The organism is Enterococcus sp. LJL128, from assembly GCF_056924295.1.
Map to the genome: position 1 here is coordinate 1 of NZ_JBXPBP010000001.1, position 16,335 is coordinate 16,335.

18 protein-coding genes are annotated in these 16,335 nt (G+C 40.5%); 2 read left to right on the forward strand and 16 right to left on the reverse strand.

Translation table 11 applies throughout. The features are described 5' to 3' along the window. Positions 1-52: 52 nt before the first annotated feature. Positions 53-619 (reverse strand): cyclophilin-like fold protein, encoded by a 567-nt coding sequence (locus AC1Z3K_RS00005; protein ID WP_461731413.1) that lies wholly within the window; start codon positions 617-619, stop codon positions 53-55. Then, positions 620-1,186 (reverse strand): DapH/DapD/GlmU-related protein, encoded by a 567-nt coding sequence (locus AC1Z3K_RS00010; protein ID WP_426081675.1) that lies wholly within the window; start codon positions 1,184-1,186, stop codon positions 620-622. It lies immediately after the preceding gene. Between the two features lie 117 nt (positions 1,187-1,303). Here AC1Z3K_RS00010 and AC1Z3K_RS00015 point away from each other — a divergent pair, with 117 nt between their 5' ends. Further along, positions 1,304-2,173 carry a LysR family transcriptional regulator gene (locus AC1Z3K_RS00015; protein ID WP_461731414.1) on the forward strand — a complete coding sequence of 290 codons (870 nt, stop codon included), beginning with the start codon at positions 1,304-1,306 and terminating at the stop codon, positions 2,171-2,173. 252 nt (positions 2,174-2,425) lie between these two features. Here the strand turns inward: AC1Z3K_RS00015 and AC1Z3K_RS00020 are convergent, their stop codons facing one another. The 11 genes from AC1Z3K_RS00020 to AC1Z3K_RS00070 form a co-directional block, all read right to left on the reverse strand. Next, the gene (locus AC1Z3K_RS00020; RefSeq protein ID WP_461731415.1) at positions 2,426-2,737 is read right to left on the reverse strand and encodes a carboxymuconolactone decarboxylase family protein; all 312 of its coding nucleotides are present in this window, start codon (positions 2,735-2,737) and stop codon (positions 2,426-2,428) included. A 14-nt stretch (positions 2,738-2,751) separates the two neighbouring features. Then, positions 2,752-3,165: a cupin domain-containing protein gene (locus AC1Z3K_RS00025; protein WP_461731416.1), complete on the reverse strand. Its 414-nt coding sequence runs from the start codon at positions 3,163-3,165 to the stop codon at positions 2,752-2,754. 37 nt (positions 3,166-3,202) lie between these two features. Then, a complete protein-coding gene (locus AC1Z3K_RS00030) occupies positions 3,203-3,712 on the reverse strand; it encodes a flavodoxin (protein ID WP_461731417.1) in 510 nt (169 codons plus the stop codon). 93 nt (positions 3,713-3,805) lie between these two features. Continuing rightward, entirely contained in the window at positions 3,806-4,687 is an 882-nt protein-coding gene (locus AC1Z3K_RS00035; protein ID WP_426081681.1) for a LysR family transcriptional regulator, read from the reverse strand. 367 nt (positions 4,688-5,054) lie between these two features. After that, positions 5,055-5,726, reverse strand: coding sequence for a DUF624 domain-containing protein (locus tag AC1Z3K_RS00040; RefSeq protein ID WP_461731418.1), 672 nt, complete (start codon positions 5,724-5,726; stop codon positions 5,055-5,057). A gap of 18 nt (positions 5,727-5,744) precedes the next feature. Then, positions 5,745-6,575, reverse strand: coding sequence for a carbohydrate ABC transporter permease (locus tag AC1Z3K_RS00045; RefSeq protein WP_426081807.1), 831 nt, complete (start codon positions 6,573-6,575; stop codon positions 5,745-5,747). A 66-nt stretch (positions 6,576-6,641) separates the two neighbouring features. Next, entirely contained in the window at positions 6,642-7,541 is a 900-nt protein-coding gene (locus tag AC1Z3K_RS00050; protein ID WP_461731419.1) for a carbohydrate ABC transporter permease, read from the reverse strand. 45 nt (positions 7,542-7,586) lie between these two features. Next, the gene (locus AC1Z3K_RS00055; RefSeq protein ID WP_461731420.1) at positions 7,587-7,967 is read right to left on the reverse strand and encodes a hypothetical protein; all 381 of its coding nucleotides are present in this window, start codon (positions 7,965-7,967) and stop codon (positions 7,587-7,589) included. Between the two features lie 35 nt (positions 7,968-8,002). Then, entirely contained in the window at positions 8,003-9,109 is a 1,107-nt protein-coding gene (locus AC1Z3K_RS00060; protein WP_461731421.1) for a glycoside hydrolase family 88 protein, read from the reverse strand. An 18-nt stretch (positions 9,110-9,127) separates the two neighbouring features. Continuing rightward, positions 9,128-10,963: a DUF2264 domain-containing protein gene (locus AC1Z3K_RS00065; RefSeq protein ID WP_461731422.1), complete on the reverse strand. Its 1,836-nt coding sequence runs from the start codon at positions 10,961-10,963 to the stop codon at positions 9,128-9,130. 10 nt (positions 10,964-10,973) lie between these two features. Further along, complete coding sequence (locus AC1Z3K_RS00070; protein ID WP_426081685.1) at positions 10,974-12,257, reverse strand: ABC transporter substrate-binding protein; 1,284 nt, start codon at positions 12,255-12,257, stop codon at positions 10,974-10,976. Positions 12,258-12,414: 157 nt separating this feature from the next. Between AC1Z3K_RS00070 and AC1Z3K_RS00075 the strand changes: the two genes are divergently transcribed. Beyond that, positions 12,415-13,248, forward strand: a complete 834-nt coding sequence (locus tag AC1Z3K_RS00075) for an AraC family transcriptional regulator (protein ID WP_461731423.1) — start codon at positions 12,415-12,417, stop codon at positions 13,246-13,248. Between the two features lie 210 nt (positions 13,249-13,458). Here AC1Z3K_RS00075 and AC1Z3K_RS00080 read toward each other — a convergent pair whose 3' ends face one another. The 3 genes from AC1Z3K_RS00080 to AC1Z3K_RS00090 all read right to left on the reverse strand — a co-directional run bounded on the left by AC1Z3K_RS00080 (position 13,459) and on the right by AC1Z3K_RS00090 (position 16,165). Beyond that, positions 13,459-14,139, reverse strand: a complete 681-nt coding sequence (locus AC1Z3K_RS00080) for a DUF2238 domain-containing protein (protein WP_461731424.1) — start codon at positions 14,137-14,139, stop codon at positions 13,459-13,461. Between the two features lie 105 nt (positions 14,140-14,244). Continuing rightward, on the reverse strand, positions 14,245-14,826 hold the full coding sequence (locus AC1Z3K_RS00085; protein WP_461731425.1) for a GNAT family N-acetyltransferase: 582 nt from the start codon (positions 14,824-14,826) through the stop codon (positions 14,245-14,247). A 199-nt stretch (positions 14,827-15,025) separates the two neighbouring features. Then, positions 15,026-16,165, reverse strand: coding sequence for a peptidoglycan-binding protein (locus tag AC1Z3K_RS00090; protein ID WP_461731426.1), 1,140 nt, complete (start codon positions 16,163-16,165; stop codon positions 15,026-15,028). Between the last annotated feature and the right edge of the window lie 170 nt (positions 16,166-16,335).

Sequence of the window (16,335 nt, forward strand, 5' to 3'; positions counted from 1 at the left end):
ACATCTTGATTCCTCCTTTTGGATTGGTTCGCCAAATTAATTCTAAAGGATTTCAAGGTGTCTTTTCTATTGTTTTGGAAAATAAAAAAGATATTGGTGGAATTCCACCAACATCAAAAAGTATAGAGCCTCCTATACGAGTATATGTGTAGTTTGTCTCAAAGCTTTCATAAAAAATCACTAGGCAATCTGAACCGAACAACAGCACATCTCCCTTTTCAATCTGGACTATTCTTTGTGGAGCTGTCGGTAAGGCTTTTGATAGGTAGGCATATTTTTCATTTTGGTTTAGGTCTTCCAGCTCTAAAGAGAGAGGAAACTGAGCAGTCAACTCCTCTACAGTCTCATTTTCTTCCAGCTCAAGCTGAAAGTCTTGATTATCCAGCTTCAGTTTCACTATACGTAGACTTTCCTTTCCATCTATTTGATTGCTGCTTTTGGGAGCCGCTGACAACTGATCCTCTGATTCAATAGCTGAAATTGGCACAGCAGCTTCCTTGGGGGAACAGCCGGAAAGAAAAAACATTGCTAATCCTATCACATAAAACAGCCGGTAAACTCTTTTCAGCTTTCTATCAAGCATAGCATCTTCACCTTTCAACTTCTTTTCTTTTTCCATTCAAGAAGGAAGCTTCTTCATCACCCTTGCCGGACTGCCGGCTACAACGGTATTATCAGGAACATCTTTAGTAACTGTTGAATCAGCTGCCACAACTGCATTTTTTCCTACGGTTATTCCCGGCAGAATTGTAACATTCCCTCCAAGCCAGGCATTCTCCTTGATTAAAATGGGAGCCGCTCGGATTCCTCGCCTTTTTTCAGGCTCAATCAAATGATTGACTGTAATCAACCTTGAATCCGGACCAATCAAAACATGGTCTTCAATTGTAATACCCCCTAAATCTACAAAAGTGACGTTCTTATTGATGAAAACATCCTCTCCTAATTCAATGTGTCCCCCAAAGTCACTATAAAAGGGCTGCGAAACTGTTGTTGAAGGAGCTAAGCTGCGACCGGTTATTTTTTCAAGATACGAGAGCATTTCCATATTTGTATGGTAGCTTGTATTCATTTCTACTAGTAATTGTTCGTTTGCTTCCTTAACTAAATGAATCTCTTTAAATAATGGTGACCCAGCAACTATGTCTTGATTTTGGATTTTTTTCAGCAAATTTAATTTCTTCATCTTTCTTCTCCTTATTCTGAATTTCTTACCTTTATTGTACGCAAATGAGTTATACTTAACCAATACTTATATTGAATAGCTAATTATAACTATTTTCTATATGAAGGAGGAATAAAAATGGAATTAAGAGTACTGAATTATTTTTTAACTGTGGCTAAAGAAAAAACCATCAGTAAAGCAGCTGAAGTGCTGCATCTTTCTCAGCCGACCTTATCGAAGCAGCTTAAAGATTTAGAGGATGAGCTGGGTGTTACACTTTTTAAACGGGGCAACCGAGGGATCGTCTTAACCGAAGAAGGCCTCTATTTGGCTAATAAAGGCAAAGAAATTTTGTCCCTTGTTCATTCAACAACCTCAAATCTACTTCCTGATGGACAAATTAGCGGTGAAATCGCCATTGGCGGCGGGGAGACAAAAGCATTTGAATTCGTCGCTGTTCTTTTACAGGAGTTGAGAATACAGTATCCCAAGATAACCATCCGGTTATATAGTGGAAATGCGGACGATGTACTGGAAAAAGTTGATAAAGGGCTGTTAGATTTTGGTCTTGTTATTGATCCGGTTGAAAAACAAAAATATGAATATAAGCGCCTGCCGTTATCTGACCACTGGGGAATTTTGGTAAATCATACACATCCGTTAGCAAAAAAACAAACGGTCGCACCTAATGAAATTGCCGGTACGCCGTTATTAATTTCTAATCAGTCCTCTGTTGACAACCAGCTGGCCGATTGGCTGGGCAGCAATCTGGAACATTTCAATGTAGTGGGTACATATAACCTGCTTTACAATGCCTCACTCCTGGTAAAACAGAATATTGCAAGTGCACTGTGTATTGATGGTGTTCTTTCTACGGAAAATTCAGATTTAGCTTTTATTCCTTTTTCACCGCCATTAACTGCCTCTGTTAGTATTATCTGGAAAAAGGATCAGTTTTTTTCTAATGCAGCGAAAGCTTTTTTACAGCTGCTAAAAAATGTTGACTAACGACAAAAACTGCCAACGCCTCTGCTGAAAAGCTATATCGTGCCAAACAGCAGCAGGCACAGCAGCGCTCTCAGCAATCCTCTCTCGTGAATAAGACCAAGTGTGCGGTCGTTGCGATTTCGAAAAAACAGGGTTGGATGCAGCCCTGTTTTTCAAGTAGTCGGGGAGCAGCAGGACTTGAACTATAGCTATTTTCCTGTCACATTTCGTTTTTTCATAACAATCTTCTCCCTGATTCTGATGCTTAATCAGCTAGTCAAAAATTTCCTTCGCCATTGAAAAAGCAGTCCAAGCCTTAGGCCAGCCTGCATAAAAAGCCAGATGAGTAATCAGTGCCGTAATTTCCTGCTTAGTCACACCATTTTCCTTTGCGATTTTTAGATGAGCTTCAAGCTGAGGAGCGCCTAGCGCCAGTAAAGCAGAACAAGTAATCATACTTCTGTCATGCAGTGAAAGCTCTTCTTCCTTTGCCCATACCTCTCCAAATAACACATCATCATTCAAGGCCGCAAACTGCGGCGCAAATTCGCCCAATTGGTTTCTTCCTGCTGTCTGTTTTTTCATGTCATATGACCTCCCTATTGTTTTAAACTGTTGTACCAGTCATCATTTACTGCTTCCAGCCATTCAGGCGTTCCGGCGGTAATGGCCAGATGTTCAAACCAGCTGTCCTTCGCAGCGCCATGCCAATGCTTCACCCCATCATGAGTTACCACCACATCTCCTGTTTTGAGAAATCGAGCCGGCTGTCCTGCTTCCTGATACCAGCCTTCACCACCAGTAACAAGCAATAGCTGAAAACCGTCCCGATGAACATGCCAGTTATTCCGACAGCCAGGTTCAAAAGTGACATTACCAACTCCCACATTTATGGCTGTGTCAGCAACCAAGCTTTGTAAATAGCTTTGTCCAATAAAATATTGTGCAAATGCCTGATTCTTTTCACCCACGGGGAAAATCACTCCGTTTTTTACTTCTTCATGCTTCGTCATCCTCTATTCCTCCATTATTTTTTATTTATGCTACCTTCTAAAAAGAAAGCAGCCAGTTTTTTATCGCTGTATCCGACAGCTCAGTACGCGAACCGCGGATGGGTAAACCGGTTTTAATCTCTGCGCCGGCACAGGCTTTTTCTAAATCCTGCATACTTGATCCAAAAGCACTGCCTTCATGTGTGCAAAAAGGAAAAATAATCTTGTTTTCCCAATTCATATCCTCTAAAAATGTCCCGACTACTCTAGGAAAGCTGCCCCACCAGTTGGGAAATCCAAGAAAGACATGCGTTACATCCTTAAAATTAACGGGCAATTTCTCATAGCAAATTCGCAGCGACTGCTGTTTTTCCTCTGCGGCTAGCTGAACCACTTCCTCATAGTCTTTCGGGTAGGGTGTAACTGGCAGTAAAGGATACGCTGGAATCTTCAATTTAGCACTTATCTTTCTTGCGACAACCTCAGTGTGTCCGACTAAAATATATTGTTTTTTTCCTTTAACAAAATTTTCTCCAGCCCGTGAGAAAAAAATAATGACCGCTGTCATAAGCATCCCTCCAAAAAAATGAGCGGTACAATAAACACATGTTTATCGTACCGCTCATTTTATTCTATGTCTAATACCTATTATTACATAAGACTATAGTTGAAAAGCATAGTTAAACCGATTAATCAACTCTTGAACAGCAGGTGTCTGAACCCTTTTCTTCCATACTAGAACACAGCTCGTTTTGACTGATGGGCTCAGCGGAACAAATAGTGTCTCTGCTGAATTTCTATTGGAAACAGCCCCTTCAATTGTTAACGCTGCACCAACCTTATTTTCAACTAAAGAAAATACATTAAAAATCAAATTAAAATGACCGACAATATTTAAGTTGGTAATGGGTACGCCCGACCAGTCACTCAATAGACGCTGTACCTCTTCTCGATTGGAGCATAGAATAGGCAAACCAAGCATATCTTCTGGTGTCAGCTGCTTCTTTTGAGCGATAAACAGCTCTTTTGATAAAAGAAATCCCCAAGTTTCTTCTCTGGGTAGTCTTAGCATTTCAACTTCATGTAAAGAGACTGGCTCCAGCAAAATCGCTAAATCAAGAATTCCTTTTTCTAAGCGCTCGGCAATATCTTCACTTGTTCCAGTGACAAGATTAAATCGAATTTGCGGGTAGTCACTTATCAGCTCCTCCAGCAGCATAGCTAGGGTATCCGAGTTGTCTGCCTCGACACAGCCGATAGTAACACAGCCGCTTAAGGGCTTCTTCCGCTGCTCTGAGAAAGCATGTTCTAATTTCTCATCCAACAGCAATATTTCCTCAGCACGTTCTTTCAAAAAAAATCCGTCTTGAGTCAAAGTCAGCCTATTTTTTACTCTATGAAATAAAGGTACCCCTATGCTTTCTTCAAGCTCTTTTATTTGCCGGCTCAGTGTTGGCTGTGTAATATTCAATAACCTTGAAGCTTTCGAAATATTCCCTTCCTGAGCAACTGTCCAAAAATAACGTAAAAGTCTGATTTCCATAAGCATCCTCTTTGCTTTTTTCTTTAACTATACCAGATTTACAACTTTTCGTCCGAAAAATAAAGATTGCTTAGCCTCTCTGTCTACTTCATGTATTCGTCATTCCTTTGTATATCTACAGCAGTACGCTCTTAATCAACATCAATCATCAAATCTGCTTATAGAAAGGTCACTGTTAATTGGAAAGGTAATCACTGCGATTCCCCTGCCTTTAACAGTTCAAATGATTAGTGAAGTCTCATACGCTGGTAGAAAAAAGCTTAGAATAAAACCAGAAAGTTCCTGATTTTAATTCCAAGCTTTATGATTTTATTCAGTTTTTGTCCTACCAGCATAGCTTAACATAGCCTTAAAAAAAACTCCCCGCTTAAACCTTTTCATCAGGGTTTTGTCTCAACTTATGAAGCTTGCTGCTGTTCAAATAAATTAGTCCGCCCAAAATGGATGGAGCGAGTAAATACCCAAACTGTGGTTTCAAAAGCATAAAACCTAGGATAATTATCAGCAGTAAACTGTTGAGTCCAGTTACATACCATTTTCTAAGTGCATAGTAAAAACTGATTTTGTAAATCTCTTTTCTGCGAGCCAGTGGATTTTTAAGCTGAAAATAAACAGCATTCAGAAAGACCCCCAACCCCAGCACTCCGATAATAAAGAACAAAGGACTGATCCATTGAAACCATGAAGTTGCTGCAAAGAACCATAAATCTGCCCCAATGATAATCATGCAAATTAGTGCAGCCAGCCAATAGCCGGTTCCTTTTAACCAGCCTTTACGGACCTGACGAAAGAACACCTTGAAGGGCTCGCTTTCTTTTTCCTGAATAAACTGCTCCAGCGATCCCAACAGCGCAGCAAACGCGCCGCCAAAGGGTAGAGCTGCTATGAGAAAAAAGAACAGGTTGCGCAAATCAATGGCTAACAGATTGAACGCTAAGAATAAAGGCAGGTTCAACAATGTAAATAAGAGATTGAACGTCAGTAAACAATACGCCCAGTGAAATGCTTTCATATAGATATTATTTTCAAATGTACGCATCGACTTCATCCTGCTCACCTAGCCTTTCATTCCTGAAGTTGCAATTCCTTCCACAAAGTATTTCTGCATAGCAAGGAACACAATAGCTACCGGTAAAATAGATAGAACCGATGCTGCCATAATCAGCGCATATTCTGCATCGTACAGACCAACAAACATTTTCAGTCCCAATTGAATCGTTTTATTCTCAGTCGAGGTCAAATAGATGAACGGTCCCATATAGTCATTCCATGTATTAACAAATGTAATAATTGTCAAGCTGGCAATGGCTGGCTTGGTTAACGGCAGAATAATTTTTCGGTAAATGCCCCATTCAGATAATCCGTCAATTCGAGCGCTTTCACACAACTCATCCGGGATACTGCTGTAATATTGCTTAAGCAGAAAGACACCGAATGCACTAAAGGCCTGCAACAGAACTAACGACCATAAAGTATCAGTTAATCCCAGCTTACGCATCATAATAAACTGCGGAATCATGTAAGATTGCCACGGAACAGCAATCGTTGCAATATACGCTAGAAACAGTACATCTCTGCCCTTAAAGTACATCTTGGAAAAACCATAAGCAGCAAAGCTGCTGGTAAACAGTTGGATCAAAGTAATCAGTACGCTTAAAATACCTGTATTCTTAAAGAAAGTCATTAAAGGGACCCGCTCCCAAATGGTTGCATAGTTTTCCGGATGCCATTCCTTAGGAATCCATTGGATTGGAACGGTATAAACATCATTATTCGCCTTAAAGGATGCTGAAACCATCCAGATAAACGGAACCAGCGTTATTAATCCCAAAATAGTCAGGATTACGATTAAAACTCCTCGTTTGACCGCGCCGCTTTTCTTTTTCATTTTTTTCTCTGGTGCATCCAATAGTTTGGTTTTTGCAGTCATCTGCATCTCGCTCTTCTCCTTTCGCTAAGCTCTTTCCTGAATCTGATTCCATTTAAATTGAACAACCGTAATCATCAGAACGATAATAAACAGTACCAGTGCAATTGCTGAAGCATAGCCGAAATTAAATTTAACAAAGGCTTCATTATAAATGGTATAAACCAGTACGTTTGTAGACCTGCCTGGACCGCCGGCTGTCATAACCTGAACTAAATCAAAGATTTTAAAGCAGTTGATTACCAGCATAATTGTGACAAAAAAGGTGGTCGGCTTTAGCGAAGGCAACGTAACATTCATAAACTGCTGCCACTTATTGGCTCCATCCATAGATGCTGCCTCATACAATTCTTTAGGAATACTTTGTAGACCAGCTAAATATAAAATCATATAATAACCCATACCACGCCAAACACTAACAATAATAATTGCGAATAATGCCCATTGAGAACTGGATGTCCAGCCCGGTGGATTATCAATAATCACTTTCAGAAACTGATTAATTGGTCCCATGGTTGGATGAAACAGCATATTCCAGACAACTGCGATAGCTACCAGCGACGTTACATAAGGGAAAAAGAATGCTGTTCGAAAGAATTTCATCCCTTTAACTTTCTGATTTAACAAAATGGCTAAGCCCAATGAAAAAATCAGCGTCAGCGGCACCACGCCAACTGTATACAATATGGTATTTTTAAAAGAAATCCAGAACGTTTCATTATTCATCATTTTGATAAAATTATTTAATCCGACAAACTTTGGTGTTGAGAACGAATCCCATTCCATAAATGCTAGAATTAGCGAAAAAACAACCGGAATTAATGTAAAGATGAAAAATCCGATAAAGTTTGGTGCGATAAATGAATAAGCAGTCAATAAATTTTTTCTTTTCAAGCTTTTTGAACGACGCTGTTTAACAGACTCCATTATTTCCCATGCCCGAGCCAAGTACTCAAGACATGTCCCCCCTTACTAAAGTTCATTTTTTATTTGTTCAGCTTTGATAAACCCATAGTATTCTCCATAAACTGTTACCTGTTCCGCCAGCTGCCATTCACTGTCAGAATAATTAATTACCTGATACCGCTGTCCTTCTGCTTCTAGAATAAAGCGGTCATTTTTTTTGACTGACTGTCCATCACCATTATCTGTGACCGTAATGAAACCGCTGAGCTGAATAAGAGTATTCGGAGGTACATCGCCATTTTGAAAAGCCTCCGCAGAATAGTGCTTATAGATTGCCGCTGTTTCTTCTTCCACCTGCCGGTCAAAAGAATGCAGGCGCTCCTGCTCTCCACAGGAAGAGAGGAAAATAATAGTAAAAAAAAGCAAGAATAGCAGATATTTTTTCATCGTATTTTCCCCCTCATCTGTAGACTAAGACACGATTACCAAAGATCCATTTCAGCTTCCTTTAGCTTCAGCAAAGCTTCAATCAAAAAGTAATCTGCATAAACCAAGCCAACGTTTTTACCTTCTTTCCCGTGGTAGTCAACTGCTCCACCGCTTACTAAACCATCCGTTTCAATTGAAAAATCCGTATAGCCTTCCAACACTGCTGTCAGCATTTTTTCTGCTGCAGCTTTATAGATTTTCCCTTGTTCCTTCGGCAATAACCGGCTTAGCTCCAGCAAACCGCAGGCGGCAATCATTCCTGCACTCGTATCTGTGTCTTCTTCAATCGCTGGCGCCTTAAAGTCGACTGCTGGTACATCATTCGTTTGCGAAATATTTGCTAAAAAGTAATTGGCAACCTGAATCGCTGTATTTAAATAGTCATCATTATTCGTATGCCTATAGCTCAACGCAAAGCCATAGATTGCCCATGCCTGTCCTCGTGACCAGGCAGAATCACTGCTAAAGCCCTGTCCGCCAATCCATTCAATGAAATCTCCGCTTTCCGGATTAAAGCTGCCAATGTGAGCTGATGAGCCATCCTTGCGAATAAGATACTGTTGAACCGTATCCGCATGAGCAATAGCAAACTGCTTAAAGCGCGGATCATTGAGTTCTGCGGATGCCCAATGCAGCAACGGAATATTCATCATGCTGTCAATGATAATCCAGCCGGTTTTATCTTCATTCCATGCTCGAATGAACTGCCCCTTACTATTAAAACGACTAGCCAAAACAGAAGCTGCCTTTAACCCTCGAACTCTGGATTTCTCATTCCCAGTTGCACGATAGTTAGCTACCGCTGTGTGAAGCCACATAAAACCTACATCGTGATGCAGCTCAACGAACTCATCCAATGCCTGATCCAGTCTCACTTCAATACGTTCTGCATGAGATTTGAAGGCTTCTTTCCCAGTATGGTGATAGAGCTGCCAGAGCAGTCCTCCAAAAAAGCCATTGGTCCACCAGGCAATATCTTCCTGCCCCATATCTGTATAGCGCCCATTTTCCGGAATATAAGGAATGCCCTCTGCTATTCTGGCTGATTCGCTTAAAACCTTCGTTGCGATTTTATCCAAGTAGTCATCAATTTTTTCCATCGTCTTCTCCTCTACTCCTTAAATGAACGGTAAATCGATTGTTTTTTGCTCTTGTCCCACAGTTAGAACTGCCTTGTTATCAGAAACAACGGCCTTCGGTAAGTCTTGGATCTCGCTGCTCTTCTTTTGACCATCTCCTAAGAAAGCATTACAGATGATTGTCTCTCCTTTAGAAATATCCTGATTCAGATAAGGAAATACAACGTTGTTGTATAAAACATTGACATTCGCTAAACGAGCTGAAATGCCTGTCTGTCCTTGACCAGAGAGATTAACGACACCAGAGACCCCGATGGCTGAATCTAAAAAGCTGCGTGTTTCTGTCTGTTGGATTTGTACAGTTTCTGCCCCATCATAAGGAACCGAAAATCCGCCGTCACGAATATTCAATGCCCTTTCGCTATTGATTTTGTGGATGCGGAAATGCCATTGTCCAAACGGAATAATACAGGATTGAATAACCACATCAGCCCAAGGCTGCCAAGTAACAGCCACATGTGTATTTTCCGTATGGTAGCTTTCAAAGGCTGTACGGACACGATAAAAGTTGTCGCGTTCTGAAACAGCCAGCACATTGTCAAAGCCGCCTTTTTCATAACCAACCAGCCCTTTAGATACATTGAAGCCGAATAATGTAGAGTATACGAACTTTCCATATTTTGCTTCCCCATGTGTATGCAGCTCGACAAACTGACCCACAGGAAAGGCTTGAACCTCTTTGCCGTCAGAGCTTTTTTTCAACAGCATTCTGGCTTCCTTTATCAGGGTTGGCGCTGTGTCCGCTGATGATTCTGAACAAGCAGCAGGCAATGACCAAGTTGAATCATCTTCCGGCAACGCCAGAACCAGAAACGCCTTTAATGACCAGTAGGGAGAGCCGGGAGCATTATACTCCTCCGACATCACCAGATCATCATAGCAGTAGCCGACTCGCAGCAAGCCTTCTGGAGAAAAGATATCCTGTGAAAGCCAGAAAGCCAAATTTTTACTTAATAAGCTTTTGGATTTCTCCGGAGCGAATCCCTCCACCTTAGCAAACAGCATCGCTGACCAGAAAGAGCTTTGGGCAAAACGGTAGGTTAAGCTCCTTCCAAAAGGAATTCCCCGTCCCTCATCATCAAACCAGTGCTGAAATGTCTGCGCGAATTCTGCAGCCCGTTCCTTCAAAATTCTGCTGCGTTGAGGATCTTCTGCTTCAAATAGAACGGAATACAGTAAAGAATAATAATGAATTGCAAAGGAAATGTAGTAATCAATCTGAACCTTCACCCCATCGTAATACCAGCCGTTTCCTAAATAGAAGGTCTCAATCTTGGCGAAATCCTTTTCAATTTGAACGAAGGTATCCATTCCGTAATTTTTATGAAGGCAAACATTCACCAGAACCCTGAAGAACAACCAGTTATTTTGCGCCGTATCAAATGAATTAATTTGGTTCATCCATTCAACTAAGTAGTGGTGCTGTCTTTCCGACAGCCGTGAGTCAACCTTTTCTTTATTCATCACAAGAAAAACTGCCAAAGGAGCCATCTCCACCATTAGCTGATCTACGTGACCAATTTTTCCCCAGTAATCTGGAGAGTCTGGATTGACTCCCTCACAGATGCCCTTCAACAGCTTATCAAAGGTTTCATCTGCCGGCTGCTGACTATAGAAGGGGCTGTAGCCCCACAGTAGCCGTAAAAAACCTTCTGCCTCTCTTGTTTTTTTACTGTAAATTGCTCCAGCAGAACCGATATCCAGCAGCCCTGGATGCCGTTCATCCAATGCTTGCACAGCCGGCTGTGCAATTTTTTGAAAAGCTGTAGTAAATTCTTCTTTCGTTTTCATGACTGAGTAGCTAACTGAATTCATCATTTCCTCCTCAATTATCTTCTTCCAACACTTCCTTCGCACGCTTATTCAATGCGTCAATTCCTTTTTTCACAGAGTTATCTTCTACCATAATTAAATCGTATTCTTCATTAATGATTGAGTTAATTTCTGCACTCTTTGGATCCGGCAGCATTTCCCAGCCGTTTTTATCTGGATTCAAAGCACGCTTACTTTCTTCATCCTGCGGCATGCCTTCAAGATTATAAAGGACATCCATCACTTCCTCTGACTGATAAGCTGGCGTCATCCCAATCCCGGCAACTGCTTTCGCACCTTCCTCACCTGAACAGAAGCTAACGAATTTTTTAGCTAGCTCCGGATTTTTCGATCCTTTGTTAACAGCAAATCCAGAAGGGCCGCCATACGTACTAACACTTCCTTTTTCGTTCTGCGGCATCGAAGTAATTCCCCATTCAACAGTCGTACGGTTTTCTTTGGCAGCGTTCAACAGTTTGCCTAGATAAAAACTGCCCATCGGCATCATAGCAGTCTTCTCTGTTTCAAATTGCGAAGCATAAGTTACACTCGCTGTTTTTATGGATGAATAGTCCATTGCATACCCTTCATCCTGCATGCGGATCCAGCGATCCAGGTATTCTTTTGTAAAGCCATAATCTCCATCCAGCAGTGAGCTGTCCGTTTGATTAGCTGCTGTACATAACAGAATCGGATACCAAGTATGATGATACGTGCCATAGATTTTTTCTCCGTCTTTATCAGTTGTCAGCTGTTTCGCCAGTTCTTCATACTCATCCCAAGTCAGTTCCTCTGGATAAGCGACATTGTTGTCATCAAAGATTTTTTTATTATAAAAAAGCATATAAATATCTTTTCTAAATGGTAATGCATAATATTTACCGTCCAGTTTGTATCCTTCCAAATTGCCCTTGAAATTGTCCGGATTTTTGATATTGTCTGCATCCTCTGAAAGATCCAGCAGCTGTCCTTTAGTTGCATAGTTGACGTAGCTTCCTACTCCTTTAATTGCCAGCACATCTGTCGAATCACCAGCTGAAAGCATCGTTGTTACTTTGTCTTCATATTGATCAGCAGCAATATCAACGATTTTAATTTTTACACCATCGTTCTCCTTTTCAAAGGCTTCCACCATCGCTTTGAATTCAGGGTTGGCATCATATGCCCAGGCTGCGACAGACAATTCATTCGACTCTTTTCCCCCGCTTTCTTCCCCGCCTTTACCACAGGCAGCTAATCCAGATAAGATGCCGACAAACAAGGTAGACAATACTGCGAGCTTTAGAAATTTTTTCATCTTAATAATCCCCTTCTTGATCAAAGAGCTGGTGAAAAACTCTTTGACTTTTCTTTTTTTTACCTTACAATGTGATTATAATATGAATTAAAAGCGCTTTCTTTGCGTTTGTAAACATAAAAACATGCAAAAACAAACTTATAGAGGAGTGTTACTCATGGAATATCTTATTGAGCATTTCCACAAAAAGATTGACTGCTATTACAATATTAATATCCCGAAAATCAAATTGCATCTTCATAATCACTTGGAGCTATTTCTTTTTATCAGAGGAGACGTCCGCTATTTCATCGATGGAAAAGCGATTGAGCTGAAGCCAGGGCACCTGCTTTTTATCAACAATAACCAAATTCATGGTCCAAAGCTTTTATCTGATGCCTTGTACGAACGAATTTCCGTTCACTTTTCCAATAAATTTGCTGAAGTGCTGTCCACAGAAAAAACATCTCTTTTGAAGACCTTTAATGAACGGGTCTCATTAATCCAGCTTTCTGACAACCAACTTCAGCATATGATTAATCTAATGAAGGAACTAACCAATGAATACAACGCTCCTTCTGCTTATGGTCATGATTTAGAGATGTCCTCTATGCTGATTCGAATCCTACTCTATGCCAACCGCTGCGCAGCGAACAGCGAAGAAGCAGTCTTGGACAGTCATTTACCAGAGCTGGTTAAAAATATGCTGATTTTCATTCAGGAAAATTTGGATTCTTCAGAGCTGTCTGTTGATATGCTGGCTCAAAAGTTTTCTCACAACGGCATCTATCTAAACCGTATTTTCAAAAAAGAACTCAGCAGCAGCATCTATCACTATATTTTGCTGAGCCGGATTTCCGCAGCCAAAAAGCATTTGGAAAACGGCAAGGATGTTTTAAACACCTGCTACCTTTCCGGTTTCAATGACTACTCCAACTTCATTCGTACCTTTAAGAAAATTACCGGCGTTACACCCAAACAATATGCCAAGAAATTCAGGGAGCATAATTAAAAAAGCGAGACAATCAGCTGAAATACTCTTTGCTGATTGTCTCGCTCTCTTCTTGATAAACTGCAAAACGAAATTCGTTTTGAATCCTGAATCAAAGCTATTCTTTTTCTAGTCAACATTATTTTCTCTATCTTAATAATGCTCCATGATAATTTGCAGCGACATATTTTTGTTGTCTGTATCAACTACCTGCTACAAAAAAACTATTGGTTATATCAAACGGTCCTTAATTTTTTCCTGACGCTTTTGGTGAAGATAACCGATGGCTACAACAATTAAGGTTCCAGCCAGATTGACCATGATGTCTTCCATCGTATCGCCTAACGCTTCATGACCCGAAAGAATCTCTCCCTCTACTGTCATAAATTTCTGCATGTTGGTCTGTAGAATATGATCTGCTAAATATTCATAAACTTCCCAAAGCACACCACAGGTTGTCGCAAAACAAAAAGCAAACAGACTAACGAAGAACGGACTGAGATGGACATTGGTTCTTTTACTTCTACTGATTAAATCAACAATTAGAAAACCTAGTGCACTGAGCATACCAGCACTAAAGCCGTGTAGAATCATATCCCAAAATGGAATCTTGTAGTAAAAATTCTGAACCTCACCTAAATAAATCGCGCAAAAAAGAAAAATAAAGTAGATGATTTCCATCAAATCGGGAATATCAATTCCGTATATTTTTTCTACTCGATAGGGAATAAAAATGACGATCATTCCAACAACACATTGCAGAATCATTAGAACATAATCACTTTTAACTAGTTCATACTCTTTATTTGAACTGCCTGAAGGGGCACTTTGCAGCATTATCACTGCATAAACAACAGATGCTGCCAATAAACAAAAGACAATAATAAAGATTAGATTCTTCCGTTTATCCAACTTTGATTTCTTCTCGATGATTCGTTCACTCCTTTTTAGCTGTCTTTTCTTAGCGGAACATAGATAGCCTTGAATCTTTTTCCAAGTATCCCTCAAAAACGGCTGCTATTCCGTTTTTTTCTGCTGCAGCTGATTAATAATCTCTAACGCCTCTTGATAGTCTTCATTTTTACTGCCGTCTATATTTTCAGGAACTATTTTATAACCCAATCGTTCATACAGCTTGACCGCTGGATGGCTCCACGTTTGTGTATGTAAATAAATATCTTCATTTGGCTCAAGCTCAGCCAAACGCACTGTCACCCCTGCTGCTAAAGCCGCTGCCAGCCCTCTCTTTTGAAACTTCGGCTTAACCGCTAACCAATGAAGCAACGGTTTCGTTTTACCATCCACTTCTTTCCACCACGCTGTACAGGTTGCGGTTTTTTCTCCGGTTTCATCTTCAATAAACAGCATTCGTTGCGAAAGCGCCTGCGGAAATGGTGCGAAAGCTCGGCTAAAATAATCCAGGGCTTCCTCCTCATCTGAAAATTCGAATACTGAGGTTTCAATTTTTGCCCATTCAGCCTCATCTCCCTCTTGATAGAAAGCAAAATGAAACCCTTCCGGTAAATTGATTGCCGGCACTGGTTCTTCCTTTGACCGAACCATCCATATTTCACGGTAAGGTATACTCTTATCCAGCATCTTATATTCTCTCCTCATCTGTAAGCTTTGCAATTCAGTTCATGCTTATTATACCATTGATTTCTAACTTTATAGAGAATTTCCCTAACCGCCTAAATTAAAAATGAACTGAAGCCCTTTAATTCCCAAGGGTTTCAGTCCATTTAATGTTGCTGTTATAAATTGTTTGATTTTAAACTTATACAGTCAACGAGCAATTTTATTTTGCTGCTTTCATTGCATCGATGATTGCTTGTAGATAACCTGCTGTATCAGAGAATGTTGCTCCTGTTACTACATCTGCTGGACTATCATCTTCTCCTAGACCATCTAATTCCTTAACTGTGTCTTCCAATTCAGAAGTTGTTTTGCCTAAAGCAAATTTGATTACTGCAGACATATTATCTGCGTAAGGATTAGTTGCTCCGCCTTTGTCTGCCATCATTGCTGAATAGGCATCATTATTAGCTTCTTTTGAAGATAATACTAGGCCTTCTTGAACATCTGCTCCGAAATCAGCATTAGAATTTGGTACACCACCAAAATCAGCTGGATCAACATATTGGAACTCATCTAATGAAGCTGCTGCTAATTTATCTCCATCTAAAGCAACTGTTGTAACAGAGAATGATTTATCTCCATGAGGTGCGCCTAATACTTGTGTTTCCTTCAAGTCTTCTGTAGAGGTTTTGATGCCTTCTGAAATCATACCAGTGTTTGCTGTATCGATGATTGACTGCAGGTAGCCGCTAGTATCAGAGAATGTTGCTCCTGTTACTACATCAGCCGGATTGCCGTCTTCACCTAAGTCGTCTAATTCTTTAACAGTGTCTTCCAGTTCTTTCGCTGTTTTGCCTACAGCAAAAGCTGCGATTGCATCCATGCTGTCAGCCCAGCCTTGAGAAGCGCCGCCTTTATCTGCCATCATTGCCGAATAGGCTTTGTCGTTGCCGCGTTTGCTGGATAATACTGTATCGGTTGGATAGTTTTCACCAAATGCACCATCAGAATTCGGTACGCCTGTGAAGTCATCAGGAGACACATATTGGAATTCATCCAATTGCACTGCTAAAATCTTATCTCCGTTCATTGTTACATTGACTACAGCAAATGATTTTGTTCCATGAGGTGCTGTAAGCAGTTGTCTCATGTACACAGTTCCTTCAGCAGGTGCTGAATCTTTGGTACTGCCGTCCGCAATTGTGATATCTGCTGCTGCCGCTGAACTGCTGCTTTCTGTAGTTACTGAGCTGCTTTGTGCAGTAGAAGAACTTTCTGCAGTTTTCTTGTCATCAGAAGAACATCCTGTAGCTGCTAGTAATGCCAATAAAATAGCCGTTGTTAATGTAATCTTTTTCATATAATTGCCCCCTAAAATAATTGTTTTACCCGTTGCTCATTATATCACATTAATATGGCTGGCTCTACCTTATTTAAAGCGTTTTCGTTCATTAAAAAGAGTTTTCTGTTAACAGAATAATTAACTGAATTTTCTGTTATTTTTACTTTCTTTATAGGTGTGCTTGTTGT

Coding starts and splice junctions, on each gene's coding strand:
- AC1Z3K_RS00010 (WP_426081675.1), bottom strand. CDS start 1,186: ATGAAGAAATTAAATTTGCTGAAAAAAATCCAAAATCAAGACATAGTT.
- AC1Z3K_RS00050 (WP_461731419.1), bottom strand. CDS start 7,541: ATGGAGTCTGTTAAACAGCGTCGTTCAAAAAGCTTGAAAAGAAAAAAT.
- AC1Z3K_RS00085 (WP_461731425.1), bottom strand. CDS start 14,826: ATGCTGGATAAGAGTATACCTTACCGTGAAATATGGATGGTTCGGTCA.
- AC1Z3K_RS00045 (WP_426081807.1), bottom strand. CDS start 6,575: ATGAAAAAGAAAAGCGGCGCGGTCAAACGAGGAGTTTTAATCGTAATC.
- AC1Z3K_RS00030 (WP_461731417.1), bottom strand. CDS start 3,712: ATGACAGCGGTCATTATTTTTTTCTCACGGGCTGGAGAAAATTTTGTT.
- AC1Z3K_RS00015 (WP_461731414.1), top strand. CDS start 1,304: ATGGAATTAAGAGTACTGAATTATTTTTTAACTGTGGCTAAAGAAAAA.
- AC1Z3K_RS00055 (WP_461731420.1), bottom strand. CDS start 7,967: ATGAAAAAATATCTGCTATTCTTGCTTTTTTTTACTATTATTTTCCTC.
- AC1Z3K_RS00020 (WP_461731415.1), bottom strand. CDS start 2,737: ATGAAAAAACAGACAGCAGGAAGAAACCAATTGGGCGAATTTGCGCCG.
- AC1Z3K_RS00070 (WP_426081685.1), bottom strand. CDS start 12,257: ATGAAAAAATTTCTAAAGCTCGCAGTATTGTCTACCTTGTTTGTCGGC.
- AC1Z3K_RS00005 (WP_461731413.1), bottom strand. CDS start 619: ATGGAAAAAGAAAAGAAGTTGAAAGGTGAAGATGCTATGCTTGATAGA.
- AC1Z3K_RS00035 (WP_426081681.1), bottom strand. CDS start 4,687: ATGGAAATCAGACTTTTACGTTATTTTTGGACAGTTGCTCAGGAAGGG.
- AC1Z3K_RS00090 (WP_461731426.1), bottom strand. CDS start 16,165: ATGAAAAAGATTACATTAACAACGGCTATTTTATTGGCATTACTAGCA.
- AC1Z3K_RS00025 (WP_461731416.1), bottom strand. CDS start 3,165: ATGACGAAGCATGAAGAAGTAAAAAACGGAGTGATTTTCCCCGTGGGT.
- AC1Z3K_RS00060 (WP_461731421.1), bottom strand. CDS start 9,109: ATGGAAAAAATTGATGACTACTTGGATAAAATCGCAACGAAGGTTTTA.
- AC1Z3K_RS00075 (WP_461731423.1), top strand. CDS start 12,415: ATGGAATATCTTATTGAGCATTTCCACAAAAAGATTGACTGCTATTAC.
- AC1Z3K_RS00065 (WP_461731422.1), bottom strand. CDS start 10,963: ATGAATTCAGTTAGCTACTCAGTCATGAAAACGAAAGAAGAATTTACT.
- AC1Z3K_RS00040 (WP_461731418.1), bottom strand. CDS start 5,726: ATGCGTACATTTGAAAATAATATCTATATGAAAGCATTTCACTGGGCG.